General features: G+C 57.5%; 15 protein-coding genes and 3 pseudogenes. 13 read left to right on the forward strand and 5 right to left on the reverse strand.

Annotation, left to right across the window (positions count from 1 at the left end):
* Positions 1-39 precede the first annotated feature (39 nt).
* A complete protein-coding gene (locus KBY02_RS09005) occupies positions 40-654 on the reverse strand; it encodes a TetR/AcrR family transcriptional regulator (protein WP_060400716.1) in 615 nt (204 codons plus the stop codon).
* An 87-nt stretch (positions 655-741) separates the two neighbouring features.
* Here KBY02_RS09005 and KBY02_RS09010 point away from each other — a divergent pair, with 87 nt between their 5' ends.
* Complete coding sequence (locus KBY02_RS09010) at positions 742-2,214, forward strand: efflux transporter outer membrane subunit (RefSeq protein ID WP_225650205.1); 1,473 nt, start codon at positions 742-744, stop codon at positions 2,212-2,214.
* 38 nt (positions 2,215-2,252) lie between these two features.
* Here KBY02_RS09010 and KBY02_RS09015 read toward each other — a convergent pair whose 3' ends face one another.
* Positions 2,253-3,344, reverse strand: a complete 1,092-nt coding sequence (locus KBY02_RS09015; protein WP_024641380.1) for an NADH:flavin oxidoreductase/NADH oxidase — start codon at positions 3,342-3,344, stop codon at positions 2,253-2,255.
* A 59-nt stretch (positions 3,345-3,403) separates the two neighbouring features.
* Between KBY02_RS09015 and KBY02_RS09020 the strand changes: the two genes are divergently transcribed.
* Positions 3,404-3,739, forward strand: coding sequence for an ArsR/SmtB family transcription factor (locus KBY02_RS09020; RefSeq protein WP_011267489.1), 336 nt, complete (start codon positions 3,404-3,406; stop codon positions 3,737-3,739).
* Between the two features lie 199 nt (positions 3,740-3,938).
* Here KBY02_RS09020 and KBY02_RS09025 read toward each other — a convergent pair whose 3' ends face one another.
* From KBY02_RS09025 to KBY02_RS09035, 3 genes and pseudogenes are all read right to left on the reverse strand, one after another.
* On the reverse strand, positions 3,939-5,411 hold the full coding sequence (locus KBY02_RS09025; protein ID WP_225650207.1) for a methyl-accepting chemotaxis protein: 1,473 nt from the start codon (positions 5,409-5,411) through the stop codon (positions 3,939-3,941).
* Positions 5,392-5,715 (reverse strand): annotated as a pseudogene (locus KBY02_RS09030) (MFS transporter); the annotation flags it as partial. The pseudogene KBY02_RS09030 and the gene KBY02_RS09025, both read right to left, overlap by 20 nt.
* Before the next feature lie 145 nt (positions 5,716-5,860).
* Positions 5,861-6,784 (reverse strand): LysR substrate-binding domain-containing protein, encoded by a 924-nt coding sequence (locus KBY02_RS09035; RefSeq protein ID WP_011267481.1) that lies wholly within the window; start codon positions 6,782-6,784, stop codon positions 5,861-5,863.
* 505 nt (positions 6,785-7,289) lie between these two features.
* Between KBY02_RS09035 and KBY02_RS09040 the strand changes: the two genes are divergently transcribed.
* From KBY02_RS09040 to KBY02_RS09090, 11 genes and pseudogenes are all read left to right on the forward strand, one after another.
* On the forward strand, positions 7,290-8,666 hold the full coding sequence (locus KBY02_RS09040) for an MFS family transporter (RefSeq protein WP_011267480.1): 1,377 nt from the start codon (positions 7,290-7,292) through the stop codon (positions 8,664-8,666).
* A 201-nt stretch (positions 8,667-8,867) separates the two neighbouring features.
* Positions 8,868-9,049: pseudogene (locus tag KBY02_RS09045) on the forward strand (aminotransferase class I/II-fold pyridoxal phosphate-dependent enzyme); the annotation flags it as partial.
* A gap of 171 nt (positions 9,050-9,220) precedes the next feature.
* Positions 9,221-9,760, forward strand: a complete 540-nt coding sequence (locus KBY02_RS09050; RefSeq protein ID WP_011267479.1) for a thiamine pyrophosphate-binding protein — start codon at positions 9,221-9,223, stop codon at positions 9,758-9,760.
* A complete protein-coding gene (locus KBY02_RS09055) occupies positions 9,748-10,344 on the forward strand; it encodes a thiamine pyrophosphate-dependent enzyme (protein WP_011267478.1) in 597 nt (198 codons plus the stop codon). The genes KBY02_RS09050 and KBY02_RS09055 overlap by 13 nt, the downstream gene beginning before the upstream one ends.
* 66 nt (positions 10,345-10,410) lie before the next feature.
* Positions 10,411-11,574 (forward strand): acyl-CoA dehydrogenase family protein, encoded by a 1,164-nt coding sequence (locus KBY02_RS09060; RefSeq protein ID WP_003442215.1) that lies wholly within the window; start codon positions 10,411-10,413, stop codon positions 11,572-11,574.
* A 74-nt stretch (positions 11,575-11,648) separates the two neighbouring features.
* Positions 11,649-12,851: a CaiB/BaiF CoA transferase family protein gene (locus KBY02_RS09065; RefSeq protein ID WP_024652272.1), complete on the forward strand. Its 1,203-nt coding sequence runs from the start codon at positions 11,649-11,651 to the stop codon at positions 12,849-12,851.
* Positions 12,852-12,914: 63 nt separating this feature from the next.
* Positions 12,915-13,664 carry an electron transfer flavoprotein subunit beta/FixA family protein gene (locus tag KBY02_RS09070; protein WP_011267476.1) on the forward strand — a complete coding sequence of 250 codons (750 nt, stop codon included), beginning with the start codon at positions 12,915-12,917 and terminating at the stop codon, positions 13,662-13,664.
* A complete protein-coding gene (locus KBY02_RS09075; protein WP_011267475.1) occupies positions 13,665-14,594 on the forward strand; it encodes an electron transfer flavoprotein subunit alpha/FixB family protein in 930 nt (309 codons plus the stop codon).
* 25 nt (positions 14,595-14,619) lie between these two features.
* A complete protein-coding gene (locus KBY02_RS09080; RefSeq protein WP_225650209.1) occupies positions 14,620-15,465 on the forward strand; it encodes a MaoC family dehydratase N-terminal domain-containing protein in 846 nt (281 codons plus the stop codon).
* Positions 15,462-16,277 carry an HpcH/HpaI aldolase/citrate lyase family protein gene (locus KBY02_RS09085; RefSeq protein WP_011267473.1) on the forward strand — a complete coding sequence of 272 codons (816 nt, stop codon included), beginning with the start codon at positions 15,462-15,464 and terminating at the stop codon, positions 16,275-16,277. The genes KBY02_RS09080 and KBY02_RS09085 overlap by 4 nt, the downstream gene beginning before the upstream one ends.
* Before the next feature lie 85 nt (positions 16,278-16,362).
* A pseudogene (locus tag KBY02_RS09090) lies at positions 16,363-16,590 on the forward strand (aldehyde dehydrogenase family protein); the annotation flags it as partial.
* Positions 16,591-16,623: the final 33 nt, after the last annotated feature.

The raw sequence follows: 16,623 nt of genomic DNA on the forward strand, positions 1-16,623 counted from the left end.
TTCTCCGTAAAGTGACCAAATTAGTCAATGGTCACAAATTCAGGGTGCCAGACTTCGCAGTATCAACGCCGACAGATGGACCGGGGCCGTCGACACGATGTCGAGGTTGTATTGCAATTGCACCGGGTTGATGTACGGACGCATGACCAGGTGAATGGCCTGAACGGCCTCATCCAGAGGTGTCTTGCGCTCGAACTCTCCGGACTCCCTGCCCTCAAGAACGATTTGCTGGATGAGCTGGCGAATACGTTCGTCGTGCGCGGCAGCAGAAGGCCACTGATCACGGCCTGCGACAGCGGCTATGTCATACAGCTTCCGGTCGTGAAAAAACAGATCGCTACCCGCCTCCGCAAGCGAGCGGAACAGGCGCCGCAGCCTTTCGGAGGCCGTTGGTGCGTCGCTGATGGCCGAGTTCACCAGCGCCATGATCATCGCCAGCCGGTTCGAGCAGATCACTTCGCCGATGGCTTGCTTGGAGTCGAAGAACTTGTAGATGTAGGCCTTGGAAAAACCGATGGCCTTGGCCAGATCGGAGACCGTGGTTTTCTCATAGCCGTAGTGGCCGAAATGCTGTGTTGCCGCTTCGACAACCTGATCGCGAACGCTGTGGTCGGAGGGACCACGTGTTGGCGATGTCTTGATTTGATTAGTCATGTTTCCAGCTTAGCTATGTGAACACTCATTGACAACAAGTGACCGAATCGTAATATAGTCACGACCTGATCATCTCAAGGAATTTCCATGCGCACGCTTTGTACTTATGTACTGGTCATGAGCACCGGCCTGCTGTCGGGCTGCGCCGTGGGTCCGGATTACCAGCGCCCGGATGCGCCCCTGCCTGACCGCTATCTGACTCAACCACGTGGCGCTGCGAATATTACCGCGCATCCGCTTGTCAGTGCCGCGTGGTGGGACGGTTTTGATGATCCGTTACTGAGCAGCTTCGTGTCACGCGCACTGGCGCAGAACCTCGATCTCGCTCAAGCCAGCGCGCAACTGGCTCAGGCACGCGCCGGAGCAGATGCGGCAACCGCCGCCCTGCTCCCGTCGGGCAACATCGATGCACAGACGGCGCGGGCTCATCAATCGGTAGAGACTCCACTCGGCCAGGTGCTGAACTCGGCACCTGGCTACGATCGTTATGGCAATGCCTATGAAGCCAATCTGACCGCAAGCTGGGAGCTGGACGTTTTTGGCGGTTTGAAACGCAGTCGACAGGCTGCGCTGGCTGAATATCAAGCTTCGCAGGCAGGTGTCGCGGCTGCCAGGCTCGCTGTGGCAGCCCGGACCGCCGATACCTACATTAACATCCGTGGTCTGCAAGCCAGGCTGGCGATCACGAACCGACAACTTAAAACCCGGCAAGACCTTCTGGAAAAAGTCCAGCTCCTCCATGAGCGTGGTCTGTCCCCTGACTATGAAGTTCGTCAGATCGAAGCTGAGCTTCTACAGGTGCAGGCAACAGTGCCGATTCTGCAAACCGGTCTCGACGCTGCAATGAACGCGCTTGACGTGATGCTGGGCGTACCGCCTGGCACTCATCGGGGCTCTCTGGCTGAAACGGGTCGAATCCCACACGCACCCGAGCTGACGTCGACAGGAACGCCAGCCGATCTCCTCCGTCGCAGACCTGATCTGATCGTGGCCGAGCGGCGCCTCGCCGCGTCGAACGCGCGTATCGGCGTGGCGATCAGCGAGTATTATCCCAAACTCTCACTCAGCGCATTGCTGGGCAGCGCCACAGCCGTGTCGAGCGGCAATCTGTTTACCGGTGGTGCCAGTCAGTCAGCAGGTATTTTGGGGCTTCGCTGGAGGCTTTTTGATTTCGGCCGGGTGAACGCCCGGATCAGTCAAGCCAAAGGACAAGAGGCAGAGGCTCTGGCGGCTTATCGACAGTCAGTTTTGCGCGCCACTGAGGACGTTGAAAACGCTTTTTCTTCGTTGGCCAGTCGCGAAACTCAAGCTGCAATGCTGGGTAAAGGCGAAACTGCACTTGCTTCAGCCCGGCAATCGTCATTCGCAAGCTATAGCAAAGGTGCCGCCAGCTTGATCGAGGTGCTGCGCGCCGACGAGAAAATGCTGCAGGTCGCTGACGCCAAGGCGCAGGCCCAGGTCGAATCCGCGCAGGCGGCGGTCGCCGTATTCAAAGCGCTGGGTGGTGGTTGGCAAATGCCTCCCACCACTTCATCTGACGAGAAGATGCATACACTGTAGGCGCCACCAAAGAGTGCATCCTTTCAGATCAGGCTTACTCAGCGATAACGTTCAAGCCAGTGAGCGTAAGGTGCAGGCAAGGTCCAGGCCGATTTTTCAACGCCCAGTTCTTTCGCTGCGAAGTAGGCCCAATGAGGGTCGGCCAGATGTGCACGACCAATCGAGACCAGATCGAGCTGGCCTGACTTGACCGCTTCTTCAGCGAGCTTGGGCTCGCCAAAACCCCAGGCGCTGGTCACGGGAATGTCCGCCTCACGACGCACACGCTCGGCGATCGGCCCCATGAACGCAGGCCCCCACGGAATGTTGGCATCCGGGGTGCTGAAACCGACGCTGACGCTCAACAGATCCAGCCCGCCAGCCTTGAAGCGGCGCGCCAGTTCGATCGACTCTGCCAGAGTCTGCTCGTCGCGACCGTCGTACTCGATCACGCCAAAACGTGCGGTCAGCGGCAGGTTCTCAGGCCAGACTTCACGCACTGCAGCCAGGGTTTCCAGCAGGAAACGGCTACGGTTATCGAAGCTGCCGCCGTACTCATCGGTGCGCTGGTTGGAGTGCTCGGAGAAGAAGCTCTGCCCCAGATAACCGTGGGCAAAATGCAGCTCGATCCATTCAAAGCCGGCATCGCGTGCGCGACGCGCAGCATCGACGAAGTTCTGGCGAACACGCGCGATATCGTCCAGGGTCATGGCGCGCGGGACTTTCGGCAGGTTGGCACCGAACGCGATGGCGGACGGCGCGATGGTGTCCCAGCCGCGCGAATCGGACGCCGCGATATGGTCATCGCCTTCCCATGGACGATTGGCGCTGGCCTTGCGACCGGCGTGAGCAATCTGAATACCCGGTACGCACCCTGCGGCCTTGATGGCTTTGACGACAGGCACGAATGCCTGCGCCTGTTCGTCATTCCAGATACCGGTGCAACCGGGGGTAATACGCCCTTCCGGCGCAACGGCGGTAGCTTCGACCACCAACAGACCCGCACCACCGCGTGCCATGCTGGCCAGATGCACGTGGTGCCAGTCGTTGATAACACCTTCGGTTGCCGAGTACTGGCACATCGGAGGAATGGCGATTCGGTTGCGCAGCGTGACGTCTTTCAGTTTGAAGGGTTCGAACAATGCAGACATTGGAAAGCTCCCGTAGGCCAGATGACTTTTGATTTCAGTTGTTCGATGGTAATCGAACTATGGCAATAAACGGAAGCCTTGATATCATCCCCACCATGCGAACCTTCCAACACCCCGATCCTGAAGACCTCACACTCGAACGCGTACTCTATGCCTTGAGTGATCCCGTTCGCATGGGAATCGTGCGCTGCCTGGCCGGCGTTGCAGAGGCCACCTGCGGCGAACTGGACGGCGGACGCCCCAAATCCAGCATGTCCCATCACTTCCGCGTGCTGCGCGACGCCGGGCTTGTACAGACGCGCAATGTTGGCACCACGCACATGAACTCGCTTCGCAAACAGATGCTTGAGAGCCGTTTCCCGGGTCTGCTGGACAGTATTCTGGCTCAGCATTGACGTAAAAAATCGTCAGCCCTGAGAGAATCCGCGCTGCCATTTCATTGCATGAATTTCGATGCGCTGCTCGGGATCGTCATCCAGCGCATCAAAGGTTAGGCGCGTTTTTTGAATATGCAAAAAAAACCGGTATCAGCGCTTCGACTAATACCGGGGGTTTCAGCAGGGTGATCCTGCTGACGAGATGTGTCTTCAGACCTTAAAGCCGAAACTTTCCCACTTCCGTCTGCAGGCTGGTAGCGAGGTTCTTCAGGCCGCCGCTGGTCTTGAGCAATTCCTGAACCGATATGTTGTTCTGTTCAGCCATTTGCGCGGAGCGCTCGACGCTACGTGCGACATCCTGGCTCGCTGCGGTTTGCTCACGCAGCGCGAAGGATATCTGGTCGACCACTTGCAGAACCTTGCCCGAACTGTCGCGAATCTCGATGATCGCTTGACCGGCGGTGCCCGCCATTTCGACGCCTTCGTTCACTTCCTGAACGCCGCTACGCATGCTCTCGACGGTTTCCCGTACACCCGCCTGAATTTTCTCGATCATCCCGGCGATTTCCTTGGTGGACTTGCCGGTGTTCTGCGCCAGCAGGCGCACTTCGTCGGCAACCACTGCAAAGCCACGGCCTTGTTCACCGGCACGAGCAGCTTCGATGGCAGCGTTGAGGGCCAGCAGGTTGGTCTGGTCGGCAATGCCCTGAATCACGCTGACGATCGATGAAATGTGCTCGGAGTGCTGACCCAGGCCTGCGACCTGAGTAGAGGAAAGCTGCACGGTCCGGGCGATGCCATTCATGCTGGACAGGGTATTTTCGATGACCTGCGCACCGTCCTTCGACTGTTGCCCTGAACGACTGGCGAGTTCATGCGCCTCGTCGGCGTTTTCGGAAACGTGATGGATGCTGACGGTCAGCTCTTCGATCGTGGCCGCCATCGCCGAGGCGGACGTCGACTGTTCCTGGATAGCACCGGACAGTTGCTCGGAGGCACCGGAAATCTGTTGCACGGCGACGACCAGTTGATTGGCGGCCTGGCTGATCTGTTGAATCATCTCGCGCAGGCGATTCTGCATACGATCAAAGGCTTTCGGCAGTTCGTCGTGGCTGCTGGTATCGATCACGGTGTCCAGCTTGCCATTGGCAATTGCCGTTGCGGCATCAATGGCCAGTTGCAAACGCGCCGTGGTACTGCGCCCCAATACAGCGGCAAGGATCATCGCGAGAACAGCCGCGGCCAGGCCGCCGCACATCAGGATCAGGATCGCCAAATGCTTGGCGTCCGTCATGTCCTGGCTACGCTGAACCAGCAACTTCTGCTCGGCACCGCTGATCTCGGCAAGTAAAGCGCGCATGCTGTCCATCTTGGCCTTGTCGGCACCCGAGGTGATGCGTGCATCCAATTCATCATCAGGCATATTGCGTGCAGTCAGATCGCGGCGCAGGGCGATGATCGGATTGACATCTTCATCAAGCCAGCGTTTCTGGGTGTCACCCAGAGCAGCCAGGCGGCGCTGCTGTTCCGCATTGTCAGCTGTCAGACGCTTGAGCGAATCGAGTTCTTCGATGAAGCGCTTCTCCCCCGCCACCAATGGCTCCAGAAACGCATCCTTTGAAGCAATGACAAAGCCGCGCATCCCGGTTTCGATATTGATCAGCTGTTCAAGCGGCGAATAGCGCTTCATACAACCCCAGCGCCATACCGACACCTATTACAGCCCAAGACAAAAAAAACATCGGCAACGAGGTCGAACTGGCCATCAGAAACAACCCGATGGCGACGCCCAGACCGCTACTGGCCAGAATAGGGCGACCGCCATACTGGGCAATAAGCCGGCTGGTCAACGGCGCCAGCATCGCGGAAACCAGAATGCTCAGAGACAGTGCGCCATACACCCATTGGCTGGCCCAGCCGGTTTCTTTCATGATCGAGTCGGCCATGACGGCCATCAGGAAGAACGAGCCTCCCCAGACCAGAACCTGCAGCATCCCCAAAATGAAAATGCCGAATACGCCAGGCAGTCGTGTTTGTTGATTCAAGACAATGTCATCAGTGGTGAGAAAGGCGGATAGAGTGAGTAGCTGAGCAATTACGTTTAAACGAACGATTCACCTGGCCAACGAATCCGTTGGCTCAAAGCATGTGCCCAGCCCAAATCTTACGATTGACCAGGTCGGCAGCAATTTCGATGAAGGCATCCCCGACGAATTTGGCAGCCGGACTGACACGCCTGTCGGCAGGAAAAACCTGAACAAGTTTGCGCATGGGAATAGGGTCAACCAAGGGGGCGGCACTGAGCACACCAGCTTCGATTTGGGCGTAAATTGATGCCAGTGGCAAAGCTGTCAAACCGAAGCCATTACGAACCAGGTCAATCATCGCGCCGAAGGAGTCAGCTTCAACGCTGGTTTTGAGCTTGATGCCGACTTCTCGCGCACAATTATCCAGAATCACGCGAAGACTGTGGCGGGCGCTTGGCAACACCAACTGCTGCTCGGCCAAAGACTCGAATGACACCGGCACATCCAGGCGCAGCTTGGCACTGGCAGGTCCGACCAGCAGCAAGTTTTCCATCATCACCGGCACGATACGCAGCGTATGCAGGGGTTGGGGATCGTAAGAAATCGCCAGTTCCAATTCGCCACGCTGAACCCAATCCAGCAGATAACCGCTGAAGGCCGAGGAAAACCTGACGGCAAGATTCGGATGCGCCTCTTTGATTTTGCGCACTAAAGGAACGGTGACAATTTCCGCTACCGTCGGCGTCGTACCGATGACGACCGTTCCCCGAAAAGAGGTCTTTCCGCCCACCACTGAACTTCGAATGGATTCCATTTCTTCCATGATTCGAGTGGCATGCGCCAGCACCTCGCGACCAGCATCGGTAATCTCCATGCCTCGTCCATGCCGATCAAACAGGTAGGTGCCGAGTTCTTTTTCTAGCATTCGAATTTGTCGGCTGAGTGCCGGTTGTGCGATGTGAAGCCGGTCTGAGGCCTTGCTGAGACTGCCTAGCTCGGCCACATGAATCAAGGTTTTGAGTTGAACGACATCCATTACCAGGCCAGTCAAAGTCGGGCTCGGCGCGAAATGCGTCGAAGTAGTATGAGTGTAAACGCATTAGCGTTTCCTGAAATGCCACAGGGCCCGCGTCGCATGGGACCTAATGGCTTTATAGCCGGCTGTATCCCCCAGCCCGCAGGGGCTGCAAGACAAGCTATAGAATTTCGGTATATCAGTTAGACCTGGCTGACGGCTTATTACCCTCGTCACTCTGCGGTAGCGTGCAATCAACGTCGACGCCAAGAGCGATCGACTGACTACAAGAATAAGATTCGAGGGCTTGCCGCCATGATTTACTACCTTTCCCGTTACCTGACCGACCCGCCTTATACAGTCAGCGAACAGCTGACCTCTCATATACGCCCCCCCGCTTCATGTGCCTTGGTCGTCGAAGGGTCACAGCACTTGCGTTAAGCACATCAACCCATCGAGCTAGCAACGTCGGACACGCATCAGCGTGGGCCTCGTATCGTCTCGCCTTGAAACAAGGGTGAACAAAATGTCTGCATCAACCAGCGACTCAACACGCCACACTGAAAAGTCCGATCAGATGAAAAGTCCGAATCGTGTCAGAGCCATCATGGGTGCCTGCTCGGGCAATCTGGTGGAGTGGTACGACTTTTTCATTTACGCCTATACCGCCATCTATTTTGCGAGCTCGTTTTTCCCCAAAGGCGACACCACCAGTCAGTTGCTCGCAACCGCCGGCGTCTTCGCCGTCGGCTTTTTCATGCGGCCGCTCGGCGGTTGGATTTTTGGCTGGATTGCTGATACCCGCGGCCGCAAGGTATCGATGATTATCTCGGTGTTCATGATGTGCGCCGGTTCCTTGTTGATTGCCGTCATGCCGACCTATGAAACCATCGGTGTGGCGGCGCCAGTTTTGCTTGTCGTTGCCAGGCTGATTCAGGGTCTGTCAGTCGGCGCGGAGTACGGCACCGGCGCCACCTACATCAGTGAAATCGCGACACCTGGGCGTCGTTGTTTCTATGGATCATTCCAGTACTTCACCATCATCGCAGGCCAACTCCTCGCCCTGATGACCGTGGTCATACTTCAACAAACCCTTACCGGCGAGGAATTGCGGGAATGGGGCTGGAGAATTCCTTTTTTCATCGGCGCCTTTAGTTCTATCGTAGTCGTGTATTTGCGTCGCGCGATGCATGAAACCGCCACAAAAAAAGAAATGAACCGCAAAGATGCCGGCTCGCTACGTGGCATGTTCAAACACAAACGCGCAGTGGCACTGGTGGTCGCGTTTACCATTGGCGGTTCACTTTACTTCTACACCTTCACCACCTACATGCAGAAATTTCTGGTGATCTCTGCGGGGTTTAGTCCGGAAACGGTGAGCTTCATCATGACGGCCGCCCTGGTCGGTTTCATGTTTTGTCAGCCACTCTTTGGTCTGCTCGCCGACCGAATCGGAATCAAGGTCCATATGTTGTTGTTTTCCGGGTTGGCCATGCTACTGGTGATCCCCCTGCTCTATTCACTGCAATCAGTCAGCAGTCCATTTACAGCGTTCCTGCTGGTATTTGGCGGCCTGGCAATCGCGTCGCTCTACACCCCGATTGCCGGTATCGTCAAAGCTGAACTGTTCCCGCCAGCGGTACGTGCATTGGGTGTGGGCTTTCCTTATGCCGTCGGCAACGCGGCATTCGGTGGCACCGCCGAATACGTCGCCTTGTCGCTTCGGTCGCAGGGTATTGAGGAGTATTTCTTCTTCTACGTCGCGGCCGTAGTAACCATCACGTTCATCGCAGCGACGCTAATGCCCAACCTGTCCCGCTATGGTTACATCAGCGGCTCGGGTGAGATCGAAGAACGCACCGGACTGAGGGGCTGCATCAAATCGCAGGCTGCCAGGATCTGAGGCACTGACGATTACCGTGGTTTTTTGAAAGGGCCCATGATGATCCATGGGCCCTTTTAAAATCACTGGATAGCGGATACCGATGCTACTTGTGATGAATGCTCTTGATGAACCTTGGTTACCTTTCCCGGTTTGGCCATGCCTGCAATCCAGATCAAGATCCTTGAACTGACTTGAGTCAAAGACGGGCCTCTTGATACCGGCCGAGTACTGCACACCGACAAAGATGTCGCGCAGGCGCTGCTCGACGACGCGGATGTGGCAGTGGTGCATGGAAGCGCTTTTGGCCTTCCCTTACATTCGCATTGCCTACGCTATGGATGACGCTTCATTGCGTAGGGAGCGCGAGGCGATTCCGTACGTCCTGCCCCTCTCTGCGTTAATCATTTCCCTTCCCATAATGCGTGGCTATCGCCGTTGCCCAACAGGCCACGCATTCCCCCCTAGCTATACAAAATGGGCATATCTCAAAGACAAAAACGGTAGTCGTCCTTCTCCTCCATCCCTCCCAGAATGGGTGAAAACACAAAAGCAGCACTGCTTGGGAGATTGGCATGTCAACAGAAGCTGAACACACCGTGGGACAGAATTGGCAAGAGGACGTGTTCCGCGTGCTCAAGGCCCACGACGTCAAACACGTGGTCTTCGTACCGGATGCAGGCCACTCGGCGGCGATCCGCATGTCGTATGCGGACCCGGACATCAAGGCCGTTGTCCTCACCACCGAGGAAGAAGGCATCGGCTATCTCGCCGGCGCATGGCTTGGTGGAGAGCGTGGTGCCCTCCTGATGCAATCCAGCGGAGTCGGTAACTGCATCAACACTCTCGCTCTGCAAGTCTGCGCAGGCTTTCCGCTGTTGATGGTGGTCACAATGCGCGGCGACTGGGCCGAATTCAACGCGTGGCAGAACCCGATGGGCCAGGCCACAGAAGCCTCCCTGAATCTGATGAAAGTGATGACCTGGCGCGCGGACGTCCCGGAAGACGTCGCCCCGTTGCTGCACGGTGCCGCGACCATGGCCTTCAACGGTGATTCGTCCACTGCCCTGCTGCTCGGCCAGCGCCTGATTGGAGAAAAGAAATGGGTCAAGTAAGCGCAAACCACACTCTGTGCCGCCGCGAAGTGGTCAAGGCCTTACTGGCCGACCGCAAAGACGTGCTGGTCGTGACGGGGCTGGGCTCCGCGTCCTATGACGTGATGGCCGCCGGTGACAACGATCTGAATTATTACCTCTGGGCCGCCATGGGCAGCGCAATCACTGTGGGCCTGGGCCTGGCGAATGCGCAGCCAGACAAGTCGGTGGTGGTGGTCACCGGTGACGGCGAGTTGCTCATGGGATTCGGCGCACTGGCCACGGTGGCACTGCAGAAGCCTGCCAACCTGACCATCGCTGTGCTGGATAACGGTCACTTTGGTGAAACCGGCATGCAAGTCAGCCACGCCGGCTTTGGTATTTCCCTGGACCAGGTGGCGAAAACTTGCGGCTTCAGTTGGACCGATGAGATCCGCGACATGGAAGGCGTACATAACTTGCGCGAGCGCTTTGCGAGCCGCGACGGCGTCAAGCTCGCGACGATAAAGATCAAAGCGGAGAACCCGCCCCGGGTGCTGCCGCCGCGCGATGGTCATTACGTCAAGAATCGCTTTCGTGCCGCCTTGGGTTTCAACCCGATCTGATTGCTCTTTGCTCGGCCCCGGTCACGCAGGGCAGTTACCGTGCGTGACGCGTTGAGGAGAATAAAAATGACTGACCGTAACTCTGAAGAACTCAATGCCATCCGCGAGGGCGTACGCGCTCTGTGCGCTGAATTCGATGCGGCTTACTGGCGCAAAGTCGACGAAGAAAAAGGCTTTCCGGAAACCTTCGTCAAGGCACTGACCGACGCAGGTTGGCTGGCAGCGATGATCCCTGTCGAATATGGTGGCTCCGGCCTCGGGTTGGCTGAGGCCTCGGTAATCCTGGAAGAAGTGAACCGCTGCGGCGGTAATTCCGGCACCGTGCACGGCCAGATGTACAACATGTTCACCCTGCTACGACACGGCAGCGAGGCGCAGAAAAGCTACTACCTGCCGAAACTGGCCAGCGGCGAATTGCGCCTGCAATCGATGGGCGTCACCGAACCCACTACCGGTACCGACACTACAAAGATAAAGACCACCGCCGTGCGCAAAGGTGACAAGTATGTGATCAACGGGCAGAAGGTCTGGATCTCGCGCGTCCAGCACTCCGATCTGATGATCTTGCTGGCGCGTACCACGCCTTTGACCGACGTGAAGAAAAAATCCGAAGGTATGTCGATCTTTCTCGTCGATCTACGCGAGGCCATTGGCAACGGCATGACCGTGCAGCCGATCGCCAACATGGTCAATCACGAAACCAACGAGCTGTTCTTCGACAACCTGGAAATTCCTGCCGATAGCCTCATCGGCGAGGAAGGCAAAGGTTTCCGCTACATTCTGGACGGACTGAACGCCGAGCGCACACTGATCGCAGCCGAATGCATTGGTGACGGTCGCTGGTTTATCGAAAAAGCCAGCGCCTATGCGCGTGATCGCGTCGTGTTCGGACGCCCTATCGGGCAGAACCAGGGCGTTCAGTTCCCCATCGCTGAAGCACACATTGAAATCGAAGCGGCTGACCTGATGCGCTGGCGTGCTTGCGAGGAATACGACAGCGGTATCAACGCCGGGGCCAGTGCCAATATGGCCAAGTACCTGGCGGCGAAAGCCTCGTGGGAAGCCGCCAATGCGTGCTTGCAGACCCACGGCGGTTTTGGTTTTGCCTGCGAGTACGACGTCGAGCGCAAATTCCGTGAAACCCGTCTGTATCAGGTTGCTCCCATCTCCACCAATCTGATCCTGTCGTACGTTGCCGAACACCTGCTCGAACTGCCGCGCTCCTTTTAAGGAATAAGCGTATAGCCCAGTGCGTCGGCCCAAGCAGACGCGACTGGGGAGCCATGACAAGAGAGATAATAATCATGAGCCAACCCAAAGGCATCCGTCCGCTCGATGGCGTTACCGTCGTCAGCCTTGAGCATGCGATTGCAGCGCCCTTCTGCACCCGACAATTGGCCGATCTTGGCGCGCGTGTGATCAAGGTCGAACGCCCAGGCACCGGTGATTTCGCCAGAGGGTACGACCAACGCGTCAACGGTCTCGCCTCGCACTTCGTCTGGACCAATCGCTCGAAAGAAAGCCTGACCCTCGATCTGAAACAAGATTCGGCCACCGAGGTGCTGGACAGCTTGCTGGCCACTGCCGATGTCCTGGTGCAGAACCTGGCGCCGGGTGCCGCAGCACGAATGGGACTTTCATTTGAGGCTTTGCATCAGCGGTTTCCGCGCCTGATCGTTTGTGACATTTCAGGCTACGGCGCAGGCGGCCCGTATGAAAAGAAAAAAGCCTATGACCTGTTGATCCAGAGCGAAGGCGGTTTCCTGTCGGTCACCGGCGGACCGGGTGAAGACGAAATGGCCAAGGCCGGTTGCTCGATTGCTGACATCGCGGCCGGCATGTACGCCTACACCGGAATTCTGTCTGCCTTGCTGTTGCGTGGACGCACTGGCGAAGGCAGCCACCTCGATGTGTCCATGCTGGAAAGCCTGGTCGAGTGGATGAACTACCCGATGTACTACGCGTACGACGGCTCTCCCCCTCCCCCTCGCGCCGGCGCCGCGCACGCCACAATTTACCCCTATGGTCCCTTCCCCATCGGTGACGGCACCACAGTCATGCTGGGGTTGCAGAACGAGCGTGAGTGGCAGCTGTTTTGCGACAAGGTACTGCTTACTCCTGAACTGGCGAAAGACGAACGTTTCTCTGCCAACTTCAAGCGCGTCGAAAACCGCCAGGCGCTGCGGGCACTCATCGTTGAATCGTTCTCCACACTCAATTTCGATGCCGTGTTTGATCGGTTGGAGCATGCGCAAATTGCTAATGCTCGGGTCAATGACATGCAAGGTGTTTGGGACCATCCGCAACTTCAGGCGCGTGATCGCTGGCGGGAAGTCGAAACCTCCGCCGGTACCGTTCCGAGCTTGATACCTCCCGGCAGCAACAGCGCGTTCGAGCCACGTATGGATGCCGTACCGGGTCTAGGTCAGCACACCGAACAGGTGCTCAGGGAACTGGGGCTGGGTACAGACCGTATTGAACAAATGCGCGTAGCCGGGGCGATTTAGCCTTCAGCTGAAAATAAAAAGCCTGCCTGCAACGATCAAAGTTTTTCGAGAGAACACTGCCCAATGAAAATGCTGGTAGCTGTGAAACGAGTGGTCGACTACAACGTCAAGGTTCGCGTCAAGGCGGACAATTCCGGCGTAGACCTCGCCAACGTCAAGATGTCGATGAACCCGTTCTGCGAAATCGCAGTGGAAGAAGCCGTACGCCTGAAAGAAAAAGGCGTTGCGACTGAAATCGTCGTCGTCTCCATCGGCCCGTCCACCGCTCAGGAACAGCTGCGTACCGCACTGGCTCTGGGTGCCGACCGCGCCATCCTCGTCGAATCCGCTGAAGACCTGACTTCCCTGGCCGTGGCCAAGCTGCTCAAGGCCGTGGTCGACAAGGAACAGCCTCAGCTGGTGATCCTGGGCAAACAGGCCATCGACAGCGACAACAACCAGACCGGCCAGATGCTCGCTGCACTGAGCGGCTACGGTCAGGGCACTTTCGCCTCGAAAGTCGAAGTTTCCGGCGACAGCGTTGCCGTGACCCGCGAAATCGACGGCGGCGCGCAGACTGTCTCCCTGAAGTTGCCAGCGATCGTCACCACCGACCTGCGTTTGAACGAGCCGCGCTATGCGTCCCTGCCAAACATCATGAAAGCCAAGAAGAAGCCTCTCGAGACGCTGACTCCGGACGCTTTGGGCGTTTCCACCGCCTCCACCAACAAGACCCTGAAAGTCGAAGCGCCGGCTGCACGCAGCGCGGGCATCAAGGTCAAGTCGGTGGCTGAACTGGTCGAGAAACTGAAAAACGAAGCGAAGGTAATCTAAATGACTATCTTGGTTATTGCTGAACACGACAACAAAGTGCTGGCTCCGGCCACCCTGAACACCGTGGCTGCCGCTGCCAAAATCGGCGGCGACATCCACGTTCTGGTTGCCGGCCAGGGTGCTGGCGCCGTGGCTGAAGCCGCCGCGAAAATCGCAGGCGTGAGCAAAGTCCTGAACGCTGACAATGCTGCCTACGCGCATCAGCTGCCGGAAAACGTTGCTCCGCTGGTAGCCGAACTGGGCGCTGGTTACAGCCACATCCTGGCTGCCGCCACTTCCAACGGCAAAAACATCCTGCCGCGCGTTGCCGCCCAGCTGGACGTTGACCAGATTTCCGAGATCATCTCGGTAGAAAGCGCTGACACCTTCAAGCGTCCGATCTACGCCGGTAACGCCATCGCTACTGTGCAATCGACCGCTGCGATCAAAGTGATCACCGTGCGTGCAACCGGTTTCGACCCGGTTGCCGCTGAAGGTGGTTCGGCTGCTGTTGAAGCGGTTGCTGCTGCTCACAACGCCGGCACTTCCAGCTTCGTCAGCGAAGAGCTGGCCAAGTCCGATCGTCCTGAGCTGACCGCTGCCAAGATCGTCGTTTCCGGCGGCCGCGGCATGCAGAACGGCGACAACTTCAAACACCTGTACGCCCTGGCCGACAAGCTGGGCGCTGCCGTCGGTGCTTCCCGTGCAGCGGTCGACGCAGGTTTCGTACCGAACGACATGCAGGTCGGCCAGACCGGCAAGATCGTTGCGCCACAGCTGTACATCGCCGTCGGTATCTCCGGCGCGATCCAGCACCTGGCCGGCATGAAAGACTCCAAAGTGATCGTTGCGATCAACAAGGACGAAGAAGCACCGATCTTCCAGGTGGCCGATTACGGCCTGGTGGCGGATCTTTTTGAAGCGATTCCAGAAATGGCCACCCTGGCTTGATCACTGACCGACTGGAGCAAAGAATATGAGCAACAGTTCCGATTTTTCCGCCTGGATTGGACGACGTCAGGAAAGCCAGGACCGGATCAGTTTCACTCTGGTCAGACGCATTGCCGCGACATTGGGCGAGTCGGCACCAAAACCCGGTGAGCCGCTGCCGCCCCTGTGGCACTGGGCATTTTTTCAGGAGCCGGTGGGTGCCAGCGAACTGGGGCCGGACGGCCATCCAGCGCTGGGGGGATTTTTGCCGCCGGCCCATAACCACAATCGCATGTGGGCGGGAAGCCGAATTGAGTTTTTCCAGCCATTAAGAGTGGATGCTGAAGTGACCTGTGTATCGACCATCCTCAACGTCGAGGAGAAGCACGGTCGCACGGGTTCCTTATTGTTCGTCACAGTACGCCATGAGTTTTTCCAGGACGGCAAACGCGCCCTTCAAGACGATCAGGACATTGTTTACCGTGAAGCTTCCCCGCCCAAACTGAACGGTACCGAAACGTTACCTGAAGGCCAATGGCAGGAACGGATAGAACCCACTCCAACCCTGCTGTTTCGCTATTCCGCAGTGACCTTCAATGGTCATCGTATTCACTATGACTGGCCGTATGTGACAGAGACCGAAGGTTATCCGGGGCTGGTGGTACATGGTCCATTGATCGCCACGTTGAGTTTGCGTGCCTTTACCAAAGCGCATCCAGCTGCGCGTCTGGAGCGTTTCGCATTCCGCGGAGTACGACCTCTGATTTCGCCTAAGCCTTTCGAGGTGGGCGGACGTCTAATCGAAAACGGCAAGGCACAGGTCTGGGCTGGCAATCAGGACGGCACTGCACAGATCGGAGAGATCGAGTTCAGCAATGGAGCAACGCCATGAGCAAATCACTTGTTCGCTCCGCCCTGTTTGTGCCGGCCACTCGACCAGAGCGCATCTCAAAAGCTATTGCCACCGGGGCGGATCGGGTCATCGTTGACTTGGAAGATGCCGTGCAAGAAAACCTCAAGGAGCAGGCGAGGGATAACCTCGACGCATTTCTGAGCGAAGCCCCGGATGCACGAATTCTGGTCCGAGTGAATGCCCCGGATCACTGGGCGCATGTTGCGGACCTGGATCTTTGCCGACGCCACGCTGGCGTTATCGGAATTCTGCTGCCCAAAGCAGAAAGCGCGAAACAGGTCACCACAGCTGCCGGTACCGAAAAACCGATTTGGCCAATCATCGAGAGCGCGAAGGGCTTGTCAGCACTCAACGAAATTGCCGGCACTCAAGGCGTTGAGCGGTTGTCGTTCGGTAGTCTGGATCTGGGTCTGGACCTGAACCTGACTACTGGCAGCCCTGCCGCCGAAGAAATCCTTAGCCATGCGCGCTACGCCGTTTTGCTCGCCACCCGGGTTGCAGCGCTCGCTCCAGCGTTGGATGGGGTATTTCCGTCGTTCCAGGACACCGCTGGGCTACTACGCGCGGTTCATTTTGCACGCGACATGGGCTTTGGTGGCGCGCTGTGTATCCATCCAACCCAAGTCGCAATCATTCATCAGGCGCTAAAACCAAGCCAGGAAGAATTGCAGTGGGCGCAACGCATTATCGAAGCCGCTCGTTCAGGTGAAGGCGTTTTCGTGCTGGATGGGCAAATGGTCGATGCGCCGGTCATTGGTCGCGCGCAATCCATTTTGGCTCGCGCGATCTGATTCAAAACCGGCGCTGTTGCTTAGAAGCTATGCATCCATTCCCATCCTGCAGGACGGTGTCATGACTAACGTTTCCAGCCTTAGACCCGTGGCATCGATCACAACTGCGCGGGACGCCGCACATGCTCTGGAACTGGCCCAGAAGCTGGCCGGCGAACTGGAAACCGGCGGCGTATTCATCAATGGCTATTGCGCAACCGATCCACGCGTCACTTTCGGCGGCGTAAAGAAAAGCGGTTTTGGCCGTGAACTGTCGCATTTCGGTGTGCACGAATTCTGTAATGCACAGACCGTCTGGCTGGACCGTCACTAACAACAAGCGAGTCGCCAAGCCCCGCGAGACCTC

It is taken from the genome of Pseudomonas sp. P129 (genome assembly GCF_020312195.1).
Taxonomy (GTDB): domain Bacteria; phylum Pseudomonadota; class Gammaproteobacteria; order Pseudomonadales; family Pseudomonadaceae; genus Aquipseudomonas; species Aquipseudomonas fragariae.

What these genes read in the sequence shown, in the direction of transcription:
- KBY02_RS09010 (WP_225650205.1), top strand. Translation starts at nt 742, where the DNA reads ATGCGCACGCTTTGTACTTATGTACTGGTCATGAGCACCGGCCTGCTG.
- KBY02_RS09085 (WP_011267473.1), top strand. Translation starts at nt 15,462, where the DNA reads ATGAGCAAATCACTTGTTCGCTCCGCCCTGTTTGTGCCGGCCACTCGA.
- KBY02_RS09015 (WP_024641380.1), bottom strand. Translation starts at nt 3,344, where the DNA reads ATGTCTGCATTGTTCGAACCCTTCAAACTGAAAGACGTCACGCTGCGC.
- KBY02_RS09080 (WP_225650209.1), top strand. Translation starts at nt 14,620, where the DNA reads ATGAGCAACAGTTCCGATTTTTCCGCCTGGATTGGACGACGTCAGGAA.
- KBY02_RS09035 (WP_011267481.1), bottom strand. Translation starts at nt 6,784, where the DNA reads ATGGATGTCGTTCAACTCAAAACCTTGATTCATGTGGCCGAGCTAGGC.
- KBY02_RS09075 (WP_011267475.1), top strand. Translation starts at nt 13,665, where the DNA reads ATGACTATCTTGGTTATTGCTGAACACGACAACAAAGTGCTGGCTCCG.
- KBY02_RS09070 (WP_011267476.1), top strand. Translation starts at nt 12,915, where the DNA reads ATGAAAATGCTGGTAGCTGTGAAACGAGTGGTCGACTACAACGTCAAG.
- KBY02_RS09005 (WP_060400716.1), bottom strand. Translation starts at nt 654, where the DNA reads ATGACTAATCAAATCAAGACATCGCCAACACGTGGTCCCTCCGACCAC.
- KBY02_RS09020 (WP_011267489.1), top strand. Translation starts at nt 3,404, where the DNA reads ATGGCAATAAACGGAAGCCTTGATATCATCCCCACCATGCGAACCTTC.
- KBY02_RS09025 (WP_225650207.1), bottom strand. Translation starts at nt 5,411, where the DNA reads ATGAAGCGCTATTCGCCGCTTGAACAGCTGATCAATATCGAAACCGGG.
- KBY02_RS09050 (WP_011267479.1), top strand. Translation starts at nt 9,221, where the DNA reads ATGTCAACAGAAGCTGAACACACCGTGGGACAGAATTGGCAAGAGGAC.
- KBY02_RS09065 (WP_024652272.1), top strand. Translation starts at nt 11,649, where the DNA reads ATGAGCCAACCCAAAGGCATCCGTCCGCTCGATGGCGTTACCGTCGTC.
- KBY02_RS09040 (WP_011267480.1), top strand. Translation starts at nt 7,290, where the DNA reads ATGTCTGCATCAACCAGCGACTCAACACGCCACACTGAAAAGTCCGAT.
- KBY02_RS09055 (WP_011267478.1), top strand. Translation starts at nt 9,748, where the DNA reads ATGGGTCAAGTAAGCGCAAACCACACTCTGTGCCGCCGCGAAGTGGTC.
- KBY02_RS09060 (WP_003442215.1), top strand. Translation starts at nt 10,411, where the DNA reads ATGACTGACCGTAACTCTGAAGAACTCAATGCCATCCGCGAGGGCGTA.